Below are 23,353 nucleotides of genomic sequence, written 5' to 3'. Positions count from 1 at the left end.
CGGCGCTAGCGGATAAAAGGAGAAACGCAATGAGTGATCAAAACGCCACGCCGGTCCAAGGAGGCCTGGTCAATCCGAGCGAGAACAAGGCGACGTCTTGGCTGAGCCACGTGTTGACCGACCTCGGCAAGAACGGCATTTTCATTGCCTTGATTCTGGTGGTGGTGCTTTTCACGATTTTGACCGACGGCATCCTTCTGCGGCCGCAGAATATCTCGAACTTGATCGTGCAAAACGGGTACATTCTCGTTCTCGCGATCGGCATGGTCATGGTCATTGTGGCTGGCCACATCGACCTCTCAGTGGGTTCGGTGGCGGCCTTCGTCGGGGCGTGTTCCGGCGTCTTCGCCGTGCAGTGGGGCTTGCCGTGGTGGCTCGCCATCATCATGTCTCTCGCCATCGGAGCCCTCGTGGGAGTGTGGCAAGGGTTCTGGATCGCCTATGTCGGCATTCCGGCCTTTATCGTGACGCTGGCGGGCATGCTCATTTTTCGTGGCCTCGCGCTGGTTGTGCTGGGGAACTCGAACATCGGCTCGTTCCCCGCGGAGTACCGTGCACTCGGTAATGGATTCCTCACCGATGTATTTGGTGAGTTCGATCTCGACCCGCTCACCCTCGGAGTCGGTGCGATCGCTGTTATCGCTCTGATCATTCAGCAGGTGCGCACCCGCCTTGGTCGGGCCAAATACGGGCAAGAGGTCGAGCCCCTGGTCTGGTTCGTAATTAAGCTCGTGCTCATCACCGCTGGGCTTGGATTCTTCGCGTACGCGCTCGCCAGCTACAAGGGCATTCCGGTCACATTGATCGTGCTCGCTGTGCTCGTGCTGATCTATGGCGTCGTCATGAACCGAACGGTGTTCGGGCGACACATCTACGCCATCGGTGGTAACCGCCACGCGGCAGAACTCTCGGGGATCAAGAATCGCAGGGTCGATTTTTATCTGTTCGTGAACATGGGGATTCTCGCCGCCCTGGCCGGTCTTATCTTCACCGCACGGCTCAACCTGGCCGGTCCGAAAGCCGGTGACGGTTTCGAGCTCGAGGCCATTTCGGCGGCCTTTATTGGCGGTGCGGCCGTGCAGGGTGGTATCGGCACTGTCGGCGGCGCCATCATCGGCGGTTTGATTATTGGCGTGCTCAATAACGGCATGTCGATTCTTGGCATCGGTATCGAGTGGCAGCAGGCAGTGAAGGGCCTCGTGCTGCTGCTCGCTGTGGCCTTTGACGTGTACAACAAGCGCCGTTCCGGTGGCCACTGACCGCGCGTAGTCACCCGCATTACTCCGGGGGGCAGGTCGAAACGTTTTTACGTTTCGCCCTGCCCCCTATTTTCGTATTCTGATCAAAGATGAGACCGCGAGTTTCTGGATCTGCTCGGAAGTCCGGTCAGCATTCCTCGGGGAGTGGCCGACTGTGCAGCGGACACCGGGGGCCACGTCGATGGCTGGGCGGGTCACGACACGCCGAAAGAGTTTCCACAGGCAAATTTCAGTCACGCCGACCGCCTGTGGATAACTGGAAGTGTTTCCCCGGAATGCGGGCGATTTTGGGTGGCCGCACTGTGAGTAGCCATGTGCAATCGCGGTGGATAACTACACAATTGTAATTACTGCATGTAGTGGCTCTTGAGTGCGGCGATCACTAGATGTAGTATTGAAACTCTAGTCAGGCACTACGCCCGGACAGTACACTTGCTCATTTTGCACGACGATCCCCGACGGTTTCTCACCGGTGATCAAAGAGTTTTATCGAACATACTTGCGAAGTATGGCGAACAGATTTAGACTGAACTGCCAAGAAGAAAGGCCATAACCATGGCAATCACCGTTTACACGAAGCCCTCCTGCGTACAGTGCGCGGCCACCTACCGTGCCCTCGACAACAAGGGCATCGAGTACGAGGTACTCGACCTCTCGGTCGACGAAAACGCACTGGAGGCCGTCAAGGCTTTGGGCTACCTGCAGGCGCCCGTCGTGATCACCGACGAAGAGCACTGGTCGGGCTTTCGCCCCGACAAGATCAACGCACTCGCTGCTCGCCTCGCGTAGCTCACATCAATAAGCACGCCCCCACTCGCCCGGATGTCTTGCCGATCAGAATCGCCGCAGCAGATGACTGACATCGTGTATTTCTCGAGCACCTCGGGTAACACTCGCCGCTTCGTCGAGAAGCTCGGTCGGAAGGCAGCGCGCATACCCCTCCACGCGCGCGAGGAGCCGCTCGTGGCCACGGAGCCGTACGTGCTGTGCGTGCCCACCTATGGTGGCGGCAGTGTGGGCGGGGCAGTGCCCAAGCAGGTCATCAAGTTTTTGAACAACGAGACCAATCGGTCGTTGATTCGCGGAGTCATCGGCGCTGGCAACATGAATTTCGGTACCGCTTATTGCCTGGCCGGCGACATTATCGCCACCAAGTGCAAGGTGCCGCACCTCTATCGCTTTGAAGTATTTGGAACACCGGATGATGTGCGCATCGTTCACGACGGATTGGAAGAATTTTGGAAACAACAGCCGTGAAAATCACGCCCATGGACGCACCGTCGGGCATGGACTATCACTCGCTCAACGCGATGCTCAACCTGTACGGCCCGAACGGGGAGATCCAGTTCGACAAAGACCGCGAAGCAGCCCGCGAGTTCTTCCTGCAGCACGTCAACCAGAACACGGTGTTCTTCCACTCGCTGCGCGAGCGCCTCGACTACCTGGTCGAGAAGGAATACTACGAACAGGCCGTGCTCGACCAGTACTCGTTCGAGTTCATCACGAGCCTGAACGACCTGGCCTACTCCAAGAAGTTCCGCTTTCAGTCGTTCCTCGGTGCGTTCAAGTACTACACCTCATACACGCTCAAGACCTTCGACGGCAAGCGGTACCTGGAGCGTTTTGAAGACCGTGTGGTCATGACCGCGCTGGGTCTCGCATCCGGTGATGAGAAGCTCGCCGTTGCCCTGGTCGAAGAGATCATCGCCGGCCGCTTTCAGCCGGCGACCCCCACCTTTCTGAACTCCGGCAAGGCCCAGCGCGGGGAGCTCGTCTCGTGCTTCCTGCTGCGCATCGAAGACAACATGGAATCGATCTCGCGTGGCATCAACTCCTCGCTGCAGCTCTCCAAGCGCGGCGGCGGCGTGGCCCTGCTGCTCAGCAACATCCGTGAAGCTGGCGCGCCGATCAAGCAGATCGAGAACCAGTCCAGCGGCATCATCCCCGTCATGAAGCTGCTCGAAGACTCCTTCAGCTACGCCAACCAGCTCGGTGCCCGTCAGGGCGCCGGCGCTGTCTACCTGCACGCGCACCACCCCGACATCATGCGCTTTCTCGACACCAAGCGCGAGAATGCCGACGAGAAGATTCGCATCAAGACCCTCTCGCTCGGTGTCGTCATTCCCGACATCACCTTCGAGCTCGCCAAGAACGACGACTGGATGTACCTCTTCTCGCCCTACGACGTGGAACGCGTCTACGGCGTGCCCTTCGCCGACATCTCGGTGAGCGAGAAGTACCACGAGATGGTCGACAACCCCCGCATCAAGAAGTCGAAGATGAAGGCACGCGAGTTCTTCCAGACCCTCGCCGAGATTCAGTTCGAGTCGGGCTACCCGTACATCATGTTTGAAGACACGGTGAATGCGGCGAACCCGATCGAGGGCCGCATCAACATGTCGAACCTGTGCTCCGAGATTCTGCAGGTGAACACCCCGACCACGTACAACGAGGATCTCTCGTACAACGAGATCGGCAAGGACATCTCCTGCAACCTCGGGTCGATGAACATTGCCCTGGCCATGGATTCCGGTGACCTCGGCAGCACCGTCAATGCCGCCATTCGCGGCCTCAACGCGGTGTCGGAGCAGAGCCACATCAGCTCGGTTCGGTCGATCGAAGACGGCAACGATCGCTCGCACGCCATCGGCCTCGGCCAGATGAACCTGCACGGCTATCTCGCCCGCGAGCGCATCTACTACGGCAGTGACGAGAGCATCGACTTCACCAATATCTACTTCTACACGGTGCTGTTCCACGCCCTGCGCGCCTCCAACGCCATCGCCATGGAGCGCGGCCGCACCTTTGAGGGCTTCGAAAACTCGACCTACGCGTCCGGCGCGTTCTTTGACAAGTACACCGACCAGGTCTGGGAGCCGTCGACCGCTCGCGGCGCCGAGCTGTTCGCCCAGGCCGGGGTGTCGATTCCGACGCAGGCAGACTGGGCCGAGCTGAAGGCATCCGTCGTCAAGCACGGAATCTACAACCAGAACCTGCAGGCCGTGCCGCCGACCGGGTCGATCTCGTACATCAACAACTCCACCGCGTCGATCCACCCGATCGCGGCGAAGATCGAGATTCGCAAGGAAGGCAAACTGGGCCGCGTGTACTACCCGGCGCCGTTCATGACGAACGACAACCTGGACTTCTACCAGGATGCCTACGAAATCGGCTACGAGAAGATCATCGACGTGTACGCGGCGGCGACCCAGCACGTCGACCAGGGCCTCTCGCTGACCCTGTTCTTCAAGGACACCGCGACCACCCGCGACATCAACCGCGCCCAGATCTACGCCTGGAAAAAGGGCATCAAAACCATTTACTACATCCGCCTGCGCCAGATGGCGCTCGAGGGCACGGAAATTGAAGGCTGCGTGTCCTGCGCACTGTGAGCAAATCGTGCTCAAGTGAGTTCGTTGTAAATTTCTGAACGACTGTAGTGGTAGCTCCCGGAGGAACCCATGATTGACAAGCTCAAACTGGTGTCGCACGTTGATGCGATCAACTGGAACAAGATCGAAGACGAGAAAGACGTCGAGGTCTGGAATCGGCTGACCAACAACTTCTGGCTGCCGGAGAAGATCCCGCTCAGCAACGACATTCAGTCGTGGAACCAGCTCACGCCGGTCGAGCAGCAGCTCACCATGCGAGTGTTCGCCGGGCTGACCCTGCTCGACACGATCCAGGGCACCGTCGGCGCCGTGTCGTTGATTCCGGATGCCATCACCCCGCACGAAGAGGCCGTCTACACGAACATCGCGTTTATGGAGTCGGTGCACGCCAAGAGCTACTCGTCGATCTTCTCAACGCTCGCTTCCACCAAGGAGATCGACGAAGCGTTCCGCTGGTCGACCGAGAACGAGAACCTGCAGCGCAAGGCCTCGATCGTGATGGATTATTACCAGGGCGATGACCCGCTCAAGCGCAAGGTCGCCTCGGTGCTGCTCGAGTCGTTCCTGTTCTACTCGGGCTTCTACCTGCCGATGTACTTCTCCAGCCGGGCCCGCCTCACCAACACGGCCGACCTCATCCGCTTGATCATTCGTGATGAAGCGGTGCACGGCTACTACATCGGCTACAAGTTTCAGAAGGGTCTCGAGAAGGAGACGCAAGAGCGTCGCGACGAGATCAAGGACTACACCTTCAACCTCGTGTTCGAGCTGTACGAGAACGAGGTGCAGTACACGCAGGATCTCTACGACGAGGTCGGCCTGACCGAAGACGTCAAGAAGTTTCTGCATTACAACGCCAACAAGGCGCTGATGAACCTCGGCTACGAGGCGATCTTCCCGAAGGATGTCTGCGACGTCAACCCGGCGATTCTCTCCGCCCTTTCCCCGAACGGCGACGAGAACCACGACTTCTTCTCGGGCTCGGGTTCTTCGTACGTGATCGGCAAGGCTGTCGTTACCGAAGACGACGACTGGGACTTCTAGCGAAATACAAAGACCCCGTTGGTGTGAGATTCGCTTGGGGTTGATACATGTTGCATCCGATCTGATACGTCAGAACTGGAGTTGATACAGCGGTATCAGATCGGATGAAACGTGCCAGTTCCCATCACATCTGGCGAATTCTTGAGTTAGTTGGCAATGTTCCCGTTCGGTTGGCATTTTCCCAACTAGTTGGAAGGCCCAGCGGGGCCGCCGATTGACTAGCTCCATCAAGTGCAAAGGAAGCCCAAGAGATGGCCGATTACAGTGTCTTCAAGAACGGGGATCAGTGGACTTCGAAGCGGGATGGCGCTGCCCGAGCGTCCTCGCTGCACGCCACCCAGGCGGCTGCCTACAACGCATCGAAGGGCTATGCCGGTAACGGTGGCGGCGGGGACGTGAGCATCCATGGCCTGGACGGTCAGATCCGGGAGAAGAACACCATCGCCCCAGCGAAGGATCCGCGCGGCACCGTCGGGTAGAGGCGGGAATCAGTCGGCCACAGCGTAGTCGTTGTGGCTGACCTCCCCCCTGATATTCTCAAAGCCCGATCCCGCCAAGGTTCAGGTCTCGCGTGCGTCGATATCGTCGCTACGTGGGGGATTCAAGATTCGGTCGATTCGCGGAACATGCTTGAAACATGCCCACTCGACAGCGGCAGATTGGGACTCGGGTCGCATTCTCCAGCAACCCTTTTCGCCTACCCGGCAAGCCTCGATGCGCCGGAGCGGCCGCTTCCCGTCTTTGATTGAGGGCTACGCTCAGGGGCCGGGCACCCTAGTGACCGTCCTCTCGTCAAAATCGAAGATGGCTGCGGCGCTGGATTGCAACCCGTCGTACACCGCCCTCCTCCCCATACAGCTCCGGAATACCTCCACCCTGACCTCCCTGTTCTCGACCCCGTGCATGCGTTTATTGCGTTCACCACCCTGATTGAGTGTCCACGGAAAGGTCTGGGCTCGCCGCTCACCGACGTGACGGAAACATGCCAGGCTTGGGCGCTTGTAAACCGCCGCGGCGCCGCAGGAACTCTCACGAGCAATAACGAAAGGACCCAAGTGATTGAATACATTGGCGGCGTCACGGTTGACGTCTTCGGATACGAAGACCTCGTCTCAACCGTTCGAACCATGCATGACCGCCCCGTCTCGGCGATTATGGAAACCATGCGCCATTGGGGCGGGCAAGTTGACGGCGAGTATCGGGTCTACTGGCCGGCCGATAGCTTCGTAATCGCCGATGCTGTCTCCCTCGCTGTGGGTCGCGAGTTGCAGCGGCTCTTCAATGACCCGCGCTTACGACCGTCCCGAGACGTTCCGGGGGCGACGTTCGAGATGGATCGCCCGCGTCGTGAGGGCGCTGGCGCTTCGCTTCCTCTGGATGCACGGGTATCGAAACGGCAGCCATATAAACGCGATTACCTAATAGCGCCGAGTCTGATATCAATCGAGGACCGAGGGGACACTAAGCTTGACCAAAGCAATCCTCGGGTGCCACGCCTCTATGTCTTCTAACGGTGTCGATCTGGAGGCAACTGTTTCGCACCTGATGACTTCACGCCACTCAGCCCGCGCAGCTGAGATCGCAGGCGGACCCCGATACAGACGAGCAGCCCGGTACTTGCGGCTCGCACGACAGGGCGGTTTCGGTGCCCAACTGGATCTCAAGGAATGGGCCCACCTCGAGCCAGTCGGTGTCGGCCCTGCCTTGCGGGTGTTCGAACTGCGCGACGAGGTCGACCACTTGGCTGAGCGTCTAGCAGCGGAGCGGAGGGGAAGGGTCATGGCCGTCCTCGAAGTCCACGAAGACGACACCGACCTCGCTCACCGGGTCAAAGTACCGGGTGGTCTTGGTTTCGATGCTCCGGTCGACTGGTTTCTCGCCGATATGCTCGGTCGTGACGCCGCCGATAGTCGGGTGACTCGATCCGAGGGCGAGACGACGGACGGGCTCCGCTTCTGGAGTGGCATGATCGGCCGGCATATGTTTACGATCACGGAGACTCACACCGCTGACCAATAGATGGCGAAGACCACGCGCGGGCATTGGCTGCCATGGAAAGTCGCTGTCCTCGGTCGGTCTGAGATGAGATGAGATGAGATGGGATTCTCCTCTGCCAACTCGCCACAGATTTTCGGAAGGATCCAGTCATGTCGAATGCCATCCGCCGCCCGGTACCCCTGTTCATGGACGTTGACGGTTCGCTCCTCGCCGATCCGGCAGACACGGGCGAAACCGAACCTCGGCTTCGAACTGGCCGGCTTGACCTGGATTTCCCCGATGACATGTCGTACCCGACCAGAATCTGCTTCGACCCTGAGGTCGTGGCGGGCCTCAACAAGCTCGTCAATGAGGGGCTTGTCCAGCTAATTTGGGCGAGCCCATGGGATCACGCGGCGAATCGGCTGCTTGTACCGGCCATTGGTCTGCTCGAGGCGCCGTACGACGTTGCCGAGATCGGGACTCGGTACGGGGACCAGATGGCTGCAGGTATCTGGGTGAAGGCCCTGGCCATAGGCCGGTGGCTTCGAGAGAACGGACTCCAAAATGCTCCCATCGTCATGGTCGACGACTTGCTGATCAACCAAGCGAGCGGGTTCATGAGCCCACAGCGGCGGAGCATCGAGGTCGTGGGTGTTTATCGCAACGCAAGCGGAGCAAGGGCTGCACGTTGCACAGGTGGCGGAGATCCGTGCCTTCGTTGAGCGGATCGCGGCGGGAACCGTCGCGTAGCAGCCGCGGGATTCGGTGACAGTCCGTCAGCCCACAACGCCATCCCTTAGAGATTACGGCGCGTTTAACTTTATCTGGAGCCAGTGGAGTCGGTCGATATCGGGCCGGGTCGGGCCGTGGGAGAAGCCGATTCGTCGTAATCTGATAAACCGATACGGCGGCATGACCGAAAACGCCGGATGCTTGCCGCCGTGACGCGAGTTCTGACTCGAACCGTACGGCAGCTTGACGATGTTCCTTGAATAGGGAAAGGGTTCCGCGGTGCTCCGCTATCCTTCAAGAAAGGTGGGGGAGTCTATGTCCAAATGGGGTCGCGCGAAGGTTGGGCGCTGCATTACGTCCTTATCGATGTCTGAATCCTCCACTTCACGAGGGGAACGACAGTGATTCCCGCTGTTGACCCAGATACGCGGCTCCTACCGGCCAATGCCGATAAGTCGCCTCACCTCGCGACGATGGACGAGGTCTACCGCATATTTGTGGCCGGCGCTCCCAATCGCGATCGTCGGGAACTTATCTTTGGCGCGTTTCGCATTTACGCGCAGCTCTTGTGGACCCATTTCCCAGATGCCCGCCTTTGGTTGAACGGCGGGTTTGTAACCTACAAAGACGCGGAGCCACACGACCTTGACGTCGCCTTCCTCGTCGATTCAACTGACCTGGCCAGGGTATTCCAAGCGGAGTCTGACGCACTGAGCTTGCTTACCTTTCAGGGCGTATCATCCCAACAACCCGCTTTCAGTCACATTGGTCGGTTGCAGCCGTTCGGGGGGTTGATCGATAGCTTTTTCGTCCCGTCGGATATTCCGCAAGTGGTCAATACTTGGAAGGACCGGTGGAGCATGGCGTCGAACCCGGCCGGGGATGGCTATAGAAATGACCTCTTTAAGGGATATCTCGAGGTGGGAGCATGACAACTCTGAGCCCCGCGGACGGCGAGGAACGCTTCCGGGAAGCAATCCGTACGCTCAATACTGGTGAGTACGCAGCAGACCTGGCCCTTGGGTCGCTCTTGGCGTCAGTGCAAGGTAATCAGCGCTATGAGTACATCGCTCGCGAGGAGACCGCCCCGCGTTCGGGCGAGATGGACCTGCACCTTGAGGGCGTCGAGGTAATTGGTCATTCAGCCAATGCCGCGGCCTTTGGTGAGTTTGTAAAGAAGATGGCCGACAGCGTCAAGATCATCACCCGCGAGCGTGCGGGACGCAAGCGGATGGTGTCCGATTTACTTGTTGAGCCGGGTCCGGGATCGGTTCGCGTGATTTTCCGCACGCCGGACCCGGTTCCATTAGGCGGATTGGACGAGGACGACCGGCAACGCGTGTGGTCAGACCCCAATAGTCAGTCTGTCGCCCTCCAGCAGGTAGCGCAGTTACTGGCGAGCGCAGAGCCGGGAAGCCCTGATGAGACGTCTGTCGACGGGCTGGTGGAGACTCTCCCGCCTCGTGCGCGGGCAACACTCGTCGCTGCGGTCAAATCGATCACTAGCCAGGATTGGCAGATTAGAGGGGAGTTCCGCCAACGCGGGCTGGGGATCCAACCGATCAAGGTGTCCCGCGCTGGGGCGGCGCGTCTGAAAATCGCGCTCCAAGTTAGGGAACGGGAACACACGCCATGGACTGCAACGGGTGTACTCGATGGGCATCGGCGCGCGAGAAGCCTGTGCTGGTTCATTGAGGATGGAACGGGGAGAGAGGTCACGGCAGTTGTCCCGACCCCGGAATTGATGGTGGAAGTTGCCACATTGTCCCAAGACGAGGCCCATCGTGTTATCGCCAGTTTCACGGTGATTACAACGCACGGTCCCGGTGCTGGGGACGCGGGATCGAAGAGTTACATACTCGAGTCGGTGCGAGCTGCGCCTGTTGACCTAAAACTCGGCGAGTAGTGATGAGGACCGGGGGCAGAGAAGCACACGCTCTGGGATCTCAATCCTGAGCAGCTGGATGGGGTGCGTCGCGAGTTCGCCCACCATGGCGCAGGTGACCTGCACCAAATATGGGTTGCAACCATTTACTGGGCCACTAGCGGGCGGCACCTTTAGATATGACCGGTTGGCTATCGGTTCCCTTCCTCGCGGGACGGATCGGTTGCGACTAAGGGACGCGGTCCTCTGAGAGAGGGGTGCCTCCACACGACGTGCGGATACGGTCCGCTGAAAAGTTCTGACCCGCTGAATCTGGCTTGTCGACCGCGAGCAGCTGGATTTGATGCCAACGCGGATGAAACACCGCGACAAGTTCCGCGTCATAGATCGACGGAATCGGTGGGGCCATGGAAGTGGAATGGCGTCAGGTCCATAGGAATCTCACAGTTGGCCAACCGGTCAGCGGACACATCACGCACCGAACCAGGAACGGGTTTATTCGTCAAGAACCGCCGGCCTTCACGAGCTGGCTTGCCAGTAAGCAATGAACGCAAACGGTCATCTCATTCGATCCGTCCGGCTCATCACGGTCGACGACCGGAGAGCGGACGTACTATGGCGGTGTCATGCCCGATGATTCGAGAGGAGTCGCCATGGTTCAGGTACGCGTTCTCGGGGTTGCGCTCGACAGCGTGGGCCAGCACATCATCCTGTTGAAACCGGTCGGAGGGGCGCAGGCCGTTGGGCAGGTGCTGGCGATTGTGGTGGGGGAGCAGGAGGCGACTTCCGCGCTGATCGCCCTCAGCGGTGAGACGCCGCCAAGGCCGCTGTCGCACGATCTGATGAAGACGCTGCTCGACACCGTTGGTGCCCACGTCGAGCGAGTGGACGTCACCCGCATCGACCAAGGAACGTTCTACGCCGAGATCACTCTCGGCATTGCGGCCGGCTCTTTCGTGCTCGATGCCCGGCCCTCGGATTCCGTCGCACTCGCTCTGCGCGCCGAAGCACCGCTCTTCGTCGCCGACGATGTGTTGGAGGCGGAGGGCATTCCCGCCGCGATGGTTGAATCTGGAGGCAACGTGGAGGAGACGCCTAGCGGGGAGCAATCGCTCGACGAATTCAAGGACTTTCTGGAGCACGTCGACCCGGAGGACTTTCGAAGCTGATGCCGGCGCGGTCGCCCGCGCAGGACATCCGGTTCTACTGGCCGGATGCCGCAGCTCGCGCCGCGTCGGCGGCGCGCTCGGCCCACTTCGGCACGTCGCCATAGCGTTGGAAGGGAACCAGTCGGCCGGCCGCGCTGTCGTCGATGAGCTGGGCCAGCCGTCGTTCGCGGGTGGCCTCCTGCTTGGCGGTGAGTGCCCAGTGGGTGACCTGGCGGCGGTACGTCGCGGTGGCTGCCTCCCAGAAGGCGGATGCGGCGGCGTTCGCCGCCAGCCGCGCCGCTGCCTCGGGCGGCAGCTCCCGTTCGGGATTCTCGTGGGAGTACACACCCGACCTGTCTTCACGCCGACGCTCGAACGCGGCGATGCCGGCCTCGCGCATGCGCCCCTCTGCGGTGAGCTTCTCGACCAATGCGATGTTAACGCTCGACCAGATACTTGAGGATTTACGCGGGGTCCACCGTTGGCGCCGCGCGTCTTCGTCGATGCGCTGAGCCACGGAATCGATCCATCCGAAGCACAACGCTTCGGGAACGGCCTGCTCCCAGGTGAGCACGCCGTCGGGCACGTGCTTCTTGTACAGGCCCATCCAGAGTTCCGCCGCGGTGGCATGGTTCGCCTCGAGCCAGTTGCGGAACTCCTCGGGCGTGGCAAAGAAGATCGCTGGCCGCTCTGGCGTGCCGCCCGGGGTGCCGATCGTCGTGGTCATGGCATGAGTCTGCCAGAACGCACCAGAATGTGACTCACGCAATTGGCTAGCGATGGAGTGAAAACGGGCACTGGTGCGATCGCTCCGACCGAGACTAACGTGAAGGCGTGCCCGTTGCTGTGGTTGACGCCGAGAGCGCTCACGCCGCTGGCGTGCAGCGCCTTCTGCAGAGCTATCGAGCGGCCCCAGCTACGGCCCCGATTCGACTGGCCAAGTCCACCTCGAATCTGTTCCGCACACGGACGAAGAACACCGCCAGGGGCCTCGACACGTCCGGCTTGACCGGCGTCATTGCCGTTGATGTGGCGACGCGAACGGCCGACGTGGCCGGCATGTGTACCTACGACGACCTCGTCGCCGAGACTCTCCGCTTTGGGTTGGCACCGTTGGTCGTGCCGCAGCTGAAGACCATCACCCTCGGCGGCGCGGTGACCGGCCTCGGCATCGAGTCGACATCGTTCCGTAACGGCTTGCCGCACGAGTCCGTGCTGGAGATGGACATCCTCACCGGCGCCGGGGAGATCATTGCCGCGTCGCCCGACCAGAACGCCGACCTGTTCCGTGCCTTCCCCAACTCGTATGGCACGCTGGGCTACGCGGTGCGTCTGCGCATCGAACTCGAACCCGTCAAGCCGTTCGTCGCACTCACCCAGGTGCGGTTCCACTCGCTCGTCGACCTGGTCGCGGCGATGGACAGCATCATGGCGACCGGCAGCCTCGACGGTGTTGACGTCGACTATCTCGACGGTGTCGTGTTCGGCGCCGACGAAAGCTACCTCTGCGTTGGTCGGCAGACCAGCGCCCCCGGCCCAGTCAGTGACTACACCGGCCAGCAGATCTACTACCGCTCCATCCAACATGACCGCGGCGGGACGGATGATCGCCTCACGATCCACGACTACCTGTGGCGCTGGGACGCGGACTGGTTCTGGTGCTCAGAGGCGTTCGGCGCGCAGCATCCGCTGATCCGCAGGATCTGGCCCGGGCGCTACCGGCGCAGCAGCTTCTACGGAAAGCTAATGAAGCTCGAACAGCGGTTCCACATCGGCGACCGCATCGAGAAACTGAACGGCAGGCCGCCCCGCGAGCGAGTCGTGCAAGACGTGGAGGTACCGATCGAGCGGTGCGCGGAGTTTCTCGACTGGTTTTCGATCAACGTACCGATCACGCCGATTTGGCTGTGCCCGGTGCGCTTGAAGGGCGACGACCGCTGGCCGCTCTATCCGATCCGGCCCCACCGGAGCTACGTCAACGTCGGCTTCTGGTCGACGGTACCGGTTGGGTCCAGCGAAGGGGCGACGAACCGGCTGATCGAACGCAAGGTCGGCGAACTCGACGGGCACAAGTCGCTGTACTCCGACTCCTATTACTCGCGGCCGGAGTTCGACAAACTCTACGGCGGGGAAAGCTACAGAGCCGTGAAGAAACGATACGACCCCGACTCGCGTCTCCTCGACCTCTATGCGAAGGCGGTGCAACGACGATGACTGCGACGGATGCGACGGCGGGAAAGCTCAGCCTCGCCCAGGTGCTGGAGATTCTGGCCGGGGGCCGACTCCCGCTGAAATTCACCGCCTACGACGGGAGTGCGGCCGGACCGCCCGACGCGCCGTTCGGGCTGAATCTGCTAACCCCGCGTGGCACGACCTACCTCGCCACGGGCCGCGGCGACCTCGGCCTGGCCCGCGCCTATATCGCCGGCGACCTCGAGATGCACGGGGTGCACCCGGGTGATCCCTATGAACTGCTCAAGGCGCTCGCCGACAGCCTGGTCTTCACGCGGCCATCGGCGCGCATGATGGTGGACATCATCCGCTCTATCGGTGTGGGGCAGCTGCGCCCGATCGCGCCGCCGCCGGAAGAAGCACTACCGCGCTGGCGCCGCGTCGCCGGAGGACTGCGCCACAGCAAAAGCCGTGACGCCGAGGCTATCCACCACCACTACGACGTCTCGAACCGGTTCTACGAGTGGGTGCTCGGGCCGTCGATGACCTACACCTGTGCCTGCTACCCAGGCGACGACGCATCCCTGGCCGAAGCGCAGGAGAACAAGTATCGGCTCGTGTTCGAGAAGCTGCGGTTAAAGCCGGGCGACCGCTTGCTCGACGTCGGGTGCGGCTGGGGCGGCATGGTGCGTTACGCCGCACGCCGCGGCGTGCGGGCTACCGGAGTGACGCTGTCGAGCGAGCAAACCATGTGGGCGCAAGGCGCAATCGCGTCGGAGGGCCTGAGTGATCTGGCGGAGGTTCGCTACGGCGACTACCGCGACATCAGAGAAACCGGCTTTGACGCGGTGTCGTCCATTGGGCTGCTTGAGCACATCGGAGTGCGCAACTATTCGTCGTACTTCGGCTTTCTGCGCTCCAGGCTGCGCCCCGGAGGCCTCCTGCTTAACCACTGCATCACCCGGCCAGAGAATCGAAGCGAAGCGGCGACCCGCGGGTTCATCGATCGCTATGTCTTCCCCGACGGGGAGCTCACCGGCTCGGGCCGGATCATCAGCGAAGCGCAGGATGCGGGGCTCGAGGTGCTGCACGAAGAGAACCTGCGCCAGCACTATGCGCTGACGCTGCGCGACTGGTGCGCCAATCTCGTCGAGCATTGGGACGAGGCGGTCGCCGAGGTCGGGCTCCCCACCGCGAAGGTGTGGGGACTGTACATGGCGGGCTCGAGGCTCGGGTTCGAGAATAACGGAATCCAGCTGCATCAGGTGCTGATGACCAAGCCGGGCGAGGGTGGCGGCGTCGGCGACCTGTCGCTGCGGCCGTGGTGGACGCCGTAGCCCACGTTCCGTGGAGTCGTGGGATGCGCCGGCTGCTCTCCGTGGCATGGACCGTTCACCGATCCGACCGTCGTGATGACCGTTTGGCGCAGTACGATGGACACTCGTCGACTAGTCCGCGAATGGGGGGTCTCGACGGCCCGTTGGCGTCGTTGCGCCTCAATTCGACGTGCTTGAGGAGCCCGCCAGCATGGAACCAACACCGCCGTACGTTCAGAACGCATACGTCGCGCGCTATGCGCCCGGACTCGCCGCGAAGTATCGGCGTGCCAACGCTGGATTTGGGACGGCGTTCGCGATCTTTCTGGTCGTCTCCCTGGTCATAAGCGCAATGACGGAACGTGACTGGTTCGCCTATGTATTCGTCACGCTCGTTTTCGGCGGAGCAGCCCTGACGGGCCTGTTCACAGCGCGCAAAGCCGAGAACAAGTGGAACGCCGACAACCGTCTCGCTTTGGCCGTGTCGGAAGCCGGCATCGGCCTGCCTCGACTCGGAACGCTCGCCTGGTCCGAGGTGACGTCAGTCAGAATCTATGATCATTCACTGACCCCACGCGGCATGTCTCCTTTCACTTCGACGGTGACGCACCTGCTCGGCACCGACTCGACGATGTTCGTCGACGTCTTCGCGGCGGATGCCGACGCGGTGCTGGCACGGGCCGGAAATCCCGCCGAAGTGCTGCGCGCTCTGGACGCCAACAAGAAGATCACCGGATTCAAGGGAGCGTGGGGCCAGGGTATGCACGACCCCGTCTTTCAGGATGCCATCAAGGCGCTCGCCGCCGAGGCTGAGCGTCACGGCACTCCGGTGGTTTTCGACGTGACAAACCCATCGGCCTGGTATTCACCCCGGTCCAACCAGACCAAGGCCAGCTGATGACCGACCTACTCACCGACCGTTGCACTCGCCTGGCTGAACCCGTCGTCGCTCTCATGCAGCGTGTGATCGAGAGCCAGGGCAATGCGAAGGTGCTTCCGTTGGTCGTTTCCCTCATCGGCCCGGTGCGAATGGTCGCCGCCGAAGGCGCCACCGGTATCGACAACGCTGACTACGTGAAATGGGCCCAGGGCGCTCCGCGCACGCTCGACGCGATGGAGCAGGCCGCCCGATCGGGCGACTCCGCGGGAGTGTGGCGTGCCTTCACCGACCAGGAATCCGGTCTGAATCGCCTCGGGGTTGCCTGCGCCGGAATCCCGGGCTGGTAACGCGACCTAACAGGCCTGCGCGATCGGGGTTGGCGCCGAAACCTCGACGACCGTTCCCCACGCCGAAAAGCGAACGTCAGCCACCGACAGCGCATCGCCGACGGTGAGCCGGCTGGGCAGCGGATGCCCGTCGGCCGCGATCACCAGACTGCCCGCCGAACCCTCACCCGAGTCGATGACGACGTCGATCGTCGATGGTTCGCCCGCAATGACCGGCCCGGTCGACAGTCCAGCGCCGCCGGCGAGGGACTCAATGAGCTGAGCCGGGTCGAGCAGCGTGCGCCACTCATCGAAGACCGGATCACCCGGCGCGCGACAGGTGTAGCCGCCGGCGGTGAGGCCGAGTGCGGCGGAGGTGGCGGCATCCGCTTGCAGGAAGGCCCGGCCGCCCTGAACGACAATCTCCACCACCGTACCGCCGCTCTCGATGCGAGCCGTGAATGCGTTGGTCACGCCAGCATAGGTTGCCGTCAGGTCGCCGCCGGCGGCAGCGGTTTCGGGGTTGACCAGTTGGGTGAACGTGGTCTGCATGACCACCCCGGTGGTCTGCTGCACGGCCCGCAAACTCACCCGCAGGGCGTCATTGCCGCTGAGGTACTCGATTCCGTTGCGGTCCGTGTCGGCCACGTCGATTGCTGCGGGGTCCAGGTGCGTGGGGGTGGGAATCGGTTCGGCGGGTCCGCCGCTCGCACAGCCGGCCAGGAGCAGCGCGCCGACCGCGGCCAGCACGACGCGGGCGCGTCTGGTCACGGCGCCGAATCGGCCACGCAGGCGCTGGAAGCACCCTGGGCATCGAGGTCGGCCTGGTCGAGCGAGACGGCCCGGTCGTCATCGTCTGCTGCGGGTCGCACGACGATGCAGGATGCGTCGTCGATGAGCAGGGCAGCGCGCGGAATCCAGGCTTCCCGGCCGGTGACCAGCTGCGACACGTCGAGCACGTCGCCGCCGGGGCCACCCACGACGAACAGGGCATACGGTACGTCCGGGCCGTCCCAGGTGACGTGAACGTTGGCGGCGGTTGTCGTGACCGAGGCGGACGTCGCCGCCGCCTGCGAGTTCTGGGCGCCGATCACGAGCCAGACCACCAGGCCGACAATGGCCAGCAGCGTCAAACCCACCGACACGAGAAAGGCCGGATGCAACAGGACGGAACGTTTTTTGGTGGGCGCCTCATCGAGTTCCGGCAGGACATCACCGCCCGATTCCAGGGCGCGCTTCGGGGAACCGGGCTGCGTGGCCTGGAGGGTCGTGCGACCGACCTCGAATCCGAGGGCCGTCGGCGGCTCGTCGGCCGGGGCCGTAGCTGGCGCAGTCGTGGCTGGCGGCGGCGTCGCCGCAGCGGCGGGCGACAACGGGGCTGAGGCAAGCGCGGCGGCAGGTTCACCGGCGGTGACACGGGCGCGGCGACCCGACGGGCCGCGAGTGGGGGTGCTGGTGGTCACGTGGTACGGCCTCACGAACAAAGAGCGGAACAGGCGGCATCGCGTTGACCGCGGGAGTGCCCCCCTATGCGTGACTATCATAGTCACAATGCCCCTCGGCCCCCGTGCCGCACCTCACACTGGAGCCCCATGTCGCGATTGCCGCTGTTTCGGGCGGTCGTCACGCCCGGTAGGGGCGGGCGTCGTGCGCCGGTTGCTCTGGTCATTCTGCTCGGTCTGGTGGCCGGGAGCGGTGGTGCGGAAGCTCAGGCAGCGGATGACCCCGCCGGCGAGGCGGCCCCCTCCTCGAGTGCGACCGTCGCCATCCCCTACCTCGGGGCAAGTGACCTGAAGCCCGCCGCCGGCTGGACCATCGCCGACTGCGGCATCGTCAACGGGCAGGCCGGCAACCTGCCGGGGGTGATCCTGGCGTGCGACGGTGCCGGGATCGGCCTGACGGCATCCGCTTTCGACGCGGAGTGGGGCACGCGCACGCTGACCGTGGGGCTGCAGAATAGCGCGGTGCGGGTCGAGGTCGACTATCGGGTCGTGCTCGAGCCGCCTCCAGCGCCCACCCTGAACGATGTCGACTACGGCTACCCGGTGGCGCAGGGGGCCGTGCTGCTCGTTCCGCTCGGCGACCTCAGCCCGACCTGCACCCTGTGCAGCACAGCCGGGGGCGCGGAGGTGGAAGTGCTCGGCCTCAGCCCGCAGACCGCGGGCATCGCGGCCGTGTCGGGAACCCACCTCGTGCTGCGCACCGCACCTGACTTCACCGGAACAGCCACCGTGCAGGCCGGGCTCGTCGACGACGCCGGGCAGGCTTCGGAGCCGGGCGAGGTGACGGTGCACGTCGCTGCACGGGGGGCCGCGCCCGCCGACCTCGGCGCGCTGCACGTCGTTCTGGCCCGAGGCGTCGACGCCTCGACCGCGATCGACCTGGCCGCCATCAGTTGGAACGAGACTGGCAGCGACCTACTCGTCGCCTGCGGTGGAACAAGCTTCGGAACCGTCGAGTGCACCGACGATCTGTCGGCCGTCTACACGCCGGGCCCCGGGGCATCCGTCGACCAGTTCAGCTTTCAGGTGGTGAGCGTCGACGGCCGGCAGGCTTCCGGCAGCGTCACCCTCGTCGCCGACGACCTCGCCGAGCCGCTGCTCGGGCTCAGCCCCGTCGCCACCGCGGCGTCGGCGCCCCTGCTCGTCACCCCGAAGGTTCCGGTCGAGGGCGAAACCGCCGCCGGGAAGAATTCTGGGCTGAGCTACCTCAGCGCGCTGCTCGCCACGATCGGCACCCGCACATGACCCAGACCATCACTACGAGCATCAAGGACCACCGATGAGCCTGCGCCTGACCGTCACGAACCCGGCTTCGCCCGCTGACCACCAGTCGTGGCTGCTCAAGATCGACGAGTCGACGACCATCTCCGAAGTTGCCGACACGCTCGAACTCGACCCCGGCGCCATCCTCGCCGGCGCGCTCGGCTCCGAACGCATCGTGGACACCGACATCGTCAGCGGCGCGGTCGTGCCCGCAACGGATGCCCGCGAGCTGCCGGCCGGCCAGACTCGGCTCGAATTCGTGGGCGGCCCGTTTGCCGGAGAACAGGTGGCCCTCGTCATCGGTCGTGCGCTCACACTTGGTCGTGCGCACGGTGCCGACATCTGCATCGCCGACCCGTTCCTCGAACTGCGCCACCTCAGCGTGCTGCTGCGTGGCGGCATCGATGCGGAGACCGGCCGGCCCATTCCCCTGACGGCGACCTTCACCCCGACGGATGCCGCAGCCACGCTCACCGTGAACGGCGAGCCCGTCGTGGGCGCCGCCGAAATCGTGCCGGCCGACCTCGTGCAGGTGGGCAGCAGCCTCGTGCGCATCGGCGTGGCCCCGCCCGCTGACGCCGATGTCTCGCACGCCGATCCCGGGAGCCGCGCGTTCAACCGGCCATCCCGCATCCACTCGCCGGCGGCGACGCCGATCGTGTCGTTGCCCGGCGACAAGCCGCAGGAGATCGACTCGTCGCCGTTGCCGTGGCTGTCGGCGGTCATCCCCATCATTCTCGGCGTGACCATGGCCATTCTGTTTCAACGCCCGGCAATGCTGCTCATGGCGGCGGCGTCCCCGATCATGGTGATCGGGTCGTTCATGACCAACAAGCGCATGGCCAGCCGCAAGGGTCAGCGCACCGAGGGCGACTGGATCGACGAGATCAACAACGCCCGAGTGCGCATCAATGAGCTCGTGCGCGAGCAGCGTCTCGACCAGTGGTACCGCTTGGTCGACCCCGTGGTCATTCGCGACATCGCCACCCGACCGCTCTCCCGCCTGTGGGAACGCCGCCGCAGCGACACCGACGCTCTCGCGCTGCGGGTGGGCACAGCGGATGTCCCGCTCGCGGTGGCCTTCGAGGGTGGCTCGGCCAAGGACCGCTCCCAGCCGCGCCGCGCCGGAGTTTCGCCATCGCCCGTCGCCATCGACCTCGCCGACGGCCCGGCCGGGGTGGCCGGCCCCGCCGACGTGGCTCGCGGGCTCGTGCGCTCGATGCTGTGCTCGCTCACGACCCTGCGGTCGCCCCGCGACCTGCAACTCATGGTCTTGTGCGACAAGGAACAGGGCGAAGAGTGGGCCTGGACCCAATGGCTGCCCCACACTCATCTCGGCGACAACGTTGTGGCCCTCATCGGCAACACCGACCTCACGCGGCGCGAGCGCCTACGCGAGGCCGGCGCCCTGCTCGAAGCGAGGATGCGCGTGGCCGGCACCCGCAAGATCGCCTACGACCAGCACCTCGTCATCGTGATCGACGGAGCCCGGCGCTACCGCATGCTGCCCGGCATGGTCGCGATCCTCGAACGCGGCGCCGCCCACGGCATCCACGTGATCGCGATCGACTACGACCGCAGCCGACTGCCCGAGGAGTGCGCCACCGTTGTGACGGCGGATGCGGGCGACCCGACGCTCGGACGCATCGAATCGGCATCCGCTTATCATTCGACCGTGCTGCTGGACTCGGTGACCAGCACCTACGCCGAAACCGTTGCCCGGGCGCTCTGCCCGATCGAACACGTCAGCGGCGTCGGCGACGACGCGACGCTGCCCTCGGCGGTGCGGTTCACCGAACTGCTCGGCATCGACCTCGACGACGTGCGACCCATCGTGGAGCAGTGGGCCATCGCCCCCAGGCAGTCGTACGTGGTCGTCGGAGCCGGCGCCGACGGCGAGTTCGCGATCGACATCGCCAGCGACGGCCCGCACGCGCTCGTGGCCGGCACCACCGGTTCGGGCAAGTCGGAATTTCTCCAGACCCTGGTGGTGTCGCTGGCCCTGGCCAACCGTCCCGACGCGCTCAACTTCGTGTTGATCGACTACAAGGGCGGTGCAGCCTTCGCCGACTGCGCTCGCCTGCCGCACACGGTCGGCACCGTGACGAACCTCGATGCGCGCGAAACGGAACGCGCCCTGGCGTCGCTCGACGCAGAATTGAAGCGGCGCGAGCACGTGTTGCGCGATGAGATCGGCGCCAAAGACGTGGACGCGGCGTGGGCGAAAGATCCGGATGCCGCAGCGCGGCTCGGCCTCGCCCGCCTCATGATCGTGGTCGACGAGTTCGCCGAGCTCAAGACCGAACTGCCCGACTTCATCACCGGACTCGTGCGCATCGCCCGGGTCGGCCGCTCGCTCGGCGTCAACCTCGTCTTGGCCACCCAACGACCGTCGGGCGTGGTCACCCCCGAGATGCAGTCCAACCTCAACCTGCGCATCGCCTTGCGCGTGACCGACCGTGCCGATTCCGGCGACGTCATCGGCACCCCGGATGCCGCCCTGATCAGCTCCGCAAACCCCGGTCGCGGGTTCGTGCGCGTCGGCCTCGACTCGGCGCCGATGCCGTTTCAGACCGCCCGGGTCGCCAACCTGCGCGCCGGACACCAGCGGGTCGCACGGGTGTTGCCACCGCGCGCCGCCCTCGAGTGGGGCACCGTAGGGTTGCCACCGCGCTATCCCTCAGCCGCGAACGCTCCCGCCCGAAGGCCTGACCAGGACGACACCGACCTGCGCGCCCTCGTCGGCCTGATCGGTGCCGCCGCCCAGCAGGCGGGCATCGAGCGCAGTGCGTCGCCGTGGCTGATGCCGCTGCCCGACGTGCTCACCCTCGACCGATTCGACGCCGATGCGGTGCCAGCGGGCACCCTGCTGATCGGCCTCGAAGACGTGCCGGCCGCGCAGAAACAACGCCCCCTCAGCTGGAGCGTGCACAACGGCTCGCACCTCATGTTCTTCGGTGGTGCGCTCTCCGGCCGCACCACGGTGCTGCGCACCATGCTCTCGCAGGCCGTGCAACGCTTCACGCCCGCCGAACTGCACCTCTATATCGCTGACTACGGCACCGGTGCGCTGCTCGCCCTCGCCGACGCCCCGCACGTGGGCGCCGTTGTCACCCCGCTCGACCAGGGACGGATGCCGCGGCTCGTCTCCAAACTCGTCGCCGAGCTCAGCCGGCGCCAGGCCGTGCTGTCGCAGGCCGGCGTCGGCAGCATTGGCGAGCAACGTCGCAGCGCCGATCCGCGCGAAGCACTCCCGTATGCCTTGTTCGTCATCGACGGCTGGGAACGCCTCTCCTCGTCACTCTCGGCCGATGAAATGGTCGCCATCCGCGACCAGGTCATGCGGTTGCTGCGTGAGGGAGCCGCGGCGGGCATCCGTTTGATTGTCACGGCCGATCGCAGCATTCCGGGCGACAAGATCTCGGCGTTCATCGACACGCAGTATGCCCTGCGTATGCGCGATGTCAATGACTACCGGGCGGCCGGAATCATGATTCGGGAACTCGCGCCCAACATGCCGGCTGGCCGCGTGATGTTCGGCGCCGCCGGAACCGAAGCGCAGATCGCGGTGCTCAGCGCCGACGCGAGCGGCGAGGCGCAGAACGCCGTCGTGCGCGGCGTCGTCGACCATGTCTCGGCACACTTCGCTACCTTTCCTCAGCTGGCCGAGCTGCCGCAACCGCTGCGCGTCGACCCGCTTCCCACCACGTTCGCCCTCTCGGAAACATTTGCGCTGCCGGTGCTGGTCGAGGGAATGCCGGAGCACCCCGTCGTCGGCATCGGCGGCGACACGCTCTCGCGGGTGACCCTGGACTGGCCAGGCTCCGGCGGATTCGTCGTGGTCGGCGACCCGCGCACCGGCAAGTCGAGCACGCTTGCCCTCGTCGCCCACCAGCTGGCCTGGTCGTCGGCGCCCGTTGTGATCGTCGCTCAGAGCGCTTCGCCGTTGACCGAGGTGGCAGCGGCGCACGGTCTCGCCGTGCTGAATGCGTCGTCGTCGGCCGAGGACATCGCCGCCGCGCTGCTACCCCGCGAGGTGCCGCTCACGGTCATCGTCGACGATGCCGAACACTGGCGTGACTCGCCCCTGGAGCGCGCACTCGTGGCAGCGAAGGGCCATTCGGTCTTTTGCGTGGCCATCGGTGCCAATGCCGCGTCGTCGGTGTTCGGCGGGCCCTATGCCGAAGCCAAGAAGGCGCATCAAGGCCTGCTGCTTTCGCCCGGAACGACAATTCTGGGCACCCAGGTCTTCGGAGGGCAGGTGCCTCGTCACCTTGTGGGGCGATTCCCGGCCGGTGGCGGCGCCCTTTACAGCCACGGCTCCTACCTGCCGGTGCAGGTGCCAGATCTGCGTCGTTGAAGGCATGACGTACCATGGAGGGGCGTCGACCTGGCGTTTGCAGATGAGGTGATCGCATGAGCGCGCAGTGCCGTTTCTGTGATGCACCCGTCAA

General features: G+C 63.8%; 21 protein-coding genes. 18 read left to right on the top strand and 3 right to left on the bottom strand.

Features of this window, described 5'->3' with window-relative positions; genetic code table 11:
* The first annotated feature begins 29 nt into the window (after positions 1-29).
* The 12 genes from mmsB (at position 30) to E3T39_RS06190 (ending at position 11,461) form a co-directional block, all read left to right on the top strand.
* A complete protein-coding gene (gene mmsB / locus E3T39_RS06245) occupies positions 30-1,259 on the top strand; it encodes a multiple monosaccharide ABC transporter permease (RefSeq protein ID WP_134513843.1) in 1,230 nt (409 codons plus the stop codon).
* A gap of 555 nt (positions 1,260-1,814) precedes the next feature.
* Entirely contained in the window at positions 1,815-2,048 is a 234-nt protein-coding gene (nrdH, locus tag E3T39_RS06240; protein ID WP_104127791.1) for a glutaredoxin-like protein NrdH, read from the top strand.
* Positions 2,049-2,111: 63 nt separating this feature from the next.
* A complete protein-coding gene (gene nrdI, locus E3T39_RS06235) occupies positions 2,112-2,516 on the top strand; it encodes a class Ib ribonucleoside-diphosphate reductase assembly flavoprotein NrdI (protein WP_134513842.1) in 405 nt (134 codons plus the stop codon).
* Positions 2,517-2,545: 29 nt separating this feature from the next.
* Positions 2,546-4,651: a class 1b ribonucleoside-diphosphate reductase subunit alpha gene (nrdE, locus tag E3T39_RS06230; protein WP_174845101.1), complete on the top strand. Its 2,106-nt coding sequence runs from the start codon at positions 2,546-2,548 to the stop codon at positions 4,649-4,651.
* A gap of 69 nt (positions 4,652-4,720) precedes the next feature.
* Positions 4,721-5,695, top strand: a complete 975-nt coding sequence (gene nrdF / locus E3T39_RS06225) for a class 1b ribonucleoside-diphosphate reductase subunit beta (RefSeq protein WP_105035325.1) — start codon at positions 4,721-4,723, stop codon at positions 5,693-5,695.
* A gap of 251 nt (positions 5,696-5,946) precedes the next feature.
* A complete protein-coding gene (locus tag E3T39_RS06220) occupies positions 5,947-6,174 on the top strand; it encodes a DUF2188 domain-containing protein (RefSeq protein WP_134513841.1) in 228 nt (75 codons plus the stop codon).
* A gap of 576 nt (positions 6,175-6,750) precedes the next feature.
* Positions 6,751-7,206 (top strand): hypothetical protein, encoded by a 456-nt coding sequence (locus E3T39_RS06215; RefSeq protein ID WP_134513840.1) that lies wholly within the window; start codon positions 6,751-6,753, stop codon positions 7,204-7,206.
* Between the two features lie 106 nt (positions 7,207-7,312).
* Positions 7,313-7,714 (top strand): hypothetical protein, encoded by a 402-nt coding sequence (locus tag E3T39_RS06210; RefSeq protein WP_134513839.1) that lies wholly within the window; start codon positions 7,313-7,315, stop codon positions 7,712-7,714.
* A gap of 128 nt (positions 7,715-7,842) precedes the next feature.
* A complete protein-coding gene (locus E3T39_RS06205; RefSeq protein WP_134513838.1) occupies positions 7,843-8,397 on the top strand; it encodes an HAD domain-containing protein in 555 nt (184 codons plus the stop codon).
* Between the two features lie 411 nt (positions 8,398-8,808).
* Positions 8,809-9,339 carry a DUF6932 family protein gene (locus E3T39_RS06200; protein WP_134513837.1) on the top strand — a complete coding sequence of 177 codons (531 nt, stop codon included), beginning with the start codon at positions 8,809-8,811 and terminating at the stop codon, positions 9,337-9,339.
* Positions 9,336-10,313: a hypothetical protein gene (locus E3T39_RS06195; RefSeq protein WP_134513836.1), complete on the top strand. Its 978-nt coding sequence runs from the start codon at positions 9,336-9,338 to the stop codon at positions 10,311-10,313. The genes E3T39_RS06200 and E3T39_RS06195 overlap by 4 nt, the downstream gene beginning before the upstream one ends.
* Positions 10,314-10,945: 632 nt before the next feature.
* Entirely contained in the window at positions 10,946-11,461 is a 516-nt protein-coding gene (locus tag E3T39_RS06190; RefSeq protein WP_134513835.1) for a bifunctional nuclease family protein, read from the top strand.
* A gap of 34 nt (positions 11,462-11,495) precedes the next feature.
* On the opposite strand, the gene E3T39_RS06185 is transcribed toward E3T39_RS06190, so the two are convergent.
* Positions 11,496-12,167, bottom strand: coding sequence for a YdeI/OmpD-associated family protein (locus tag E3T39_RS06185; RefSeq protein ID WP_134513834.1), 672 nt, complete (start codon positions 12,165-12,167; stop codon positions 11,496-11,498).
* A gap of 107 nt (positions 12,168-12,274) precedes the next feature.
* Between E3T39_RS06185 and E3T39_RS06180 the strand changes: the two genes are divergently transcribed.
* From E3T39_RS06180 to E3T39_RS06165, 4 genes are all read left to right on the top strand, one after another.
* On the top strand, positions 12,275-13,654 hold the full coding sequence (locus E3T39_RS06180; protein WP_134513833.1) for an FAD-binding oxidoreductase: 1,380 nt from the start codon (positions 12,275-12,277) through the stop codon (positions 13,652-13,654).
* The gene (locus E3T39_RS06175) at positions 13,651-14,949 is read left to right on the top strand and encodes a class I SAM-dependent methyltransferase (protein ID WP_134513832.1); all 1,299 of its coding nucleotides are present in this window, start codon (positions 13,651-13,653) and stop codon (positions 14,947-14,949) included. The genes E3T39_RS06180 and E3T39_RS06175 overlap by 4 nt, the downstream gene beginning before the upstream one ends.
* Before the next feature lie 190 nt (positions 14,950-15,139).
* On the top strand, positions 15,140-15,826 hold the full coding sequence (locus E3T39_RS06170; RefSeq protein ID WP_134513831.1) for a hypothetical protein: 687 nt from the start codon (positions 15,140-15,142) through the stop codon (positions 15,824-15,826).
* Positions 15,826-16,155, top strand: a complete 330-nt coding sequence (locus E3T39_RS06165) for a hypothetical protein (protein ID WP_134513830.1) — start codon at positions 15,826-15,828, stop codon at positions 16,153-16,155. The genes E3T39_RS06170 and E3T39_RS06165 overlap by 1 nt, the downstream gene beginning before the upstream one ends.
* A gap of 6 nt (positions 16,156-16,161) precedes the next feature.
* On the opposite strand, the gene E3T39_RS06160 is transcribed toward E3T39_RS06165, so the two are convergent.
* Together E3T39_RS06160 and E3T39_RS06155 are read right to left on the bottom strand one after the other, a co-directional pair.
* Positions 16,162-16,905: a hypothetical protein gene (locus E3T39_RS06160; protein ID WP_134513829.1), complete on the bottom strand. Its 744-nt coding sequence runs from the start codon at positions 16,903-16,905 to the stop codon at positions 16,162-16,164.
* Positions 16,902-17,597 (bottom strand): hypothetical protein, encoded by a 696-nt coding sequence (locus E3T39_RS06155; protein WP_134513828.1) that lies wholly within the window; start codon positions 17,595-17,597, stop codon positions 16,902-16,904. Before E3T39_RS06155 ends, E3T39_RS06160 begins: the two co-directional genes overlap by 4 nt.
* A 129-nt stretch (positions 17,598-17,726) precedes the next feature.
* Here E3T39_RS06155 and E3T39_RS06150 point away from each other — a divergent pair, with 129 nt between their 5' ends.
* Positions 17,727-18,881: a hypothetical protein gene (locus tag E3T39_RS06150; protein WP_134513827.1), complete on the top strand. Its 1,155-nt coding sequence runs from the start codon at positions 17,727-17,729 to the stop codon at positions 18,879-18,881.
* Positions 18,882-18,915: 34 nt separating this feature from the next.
* A complete protein-coding gene (locus tag E3T39_RS06145; protein ID WP_134513826.1) occupies positions 18,916-23,259 on the top strand; it encodes an FtsK/SpoIIIE domain-containing protein in 4,344 nt (1,447 codons plus the stop codon).
* Positions 23,260-23,353 lie beyond the last annotated feature (94 nt).

This window comes from Cryobacterium suzukii (genome assembly GCF_004403185.1).
GTDB classification, from domain to species: domain Bacteria; phylum Actinomycetota; class Actinomycetes; order Actinomycetales; family Microbacteriaceae; genus Cryobacterium; species Cryobacterium suzukii.
Note: the sequence above shows the minus strand (reverse complement) of the source record. Positions and strands in the feature narration are given on the sequence as shown.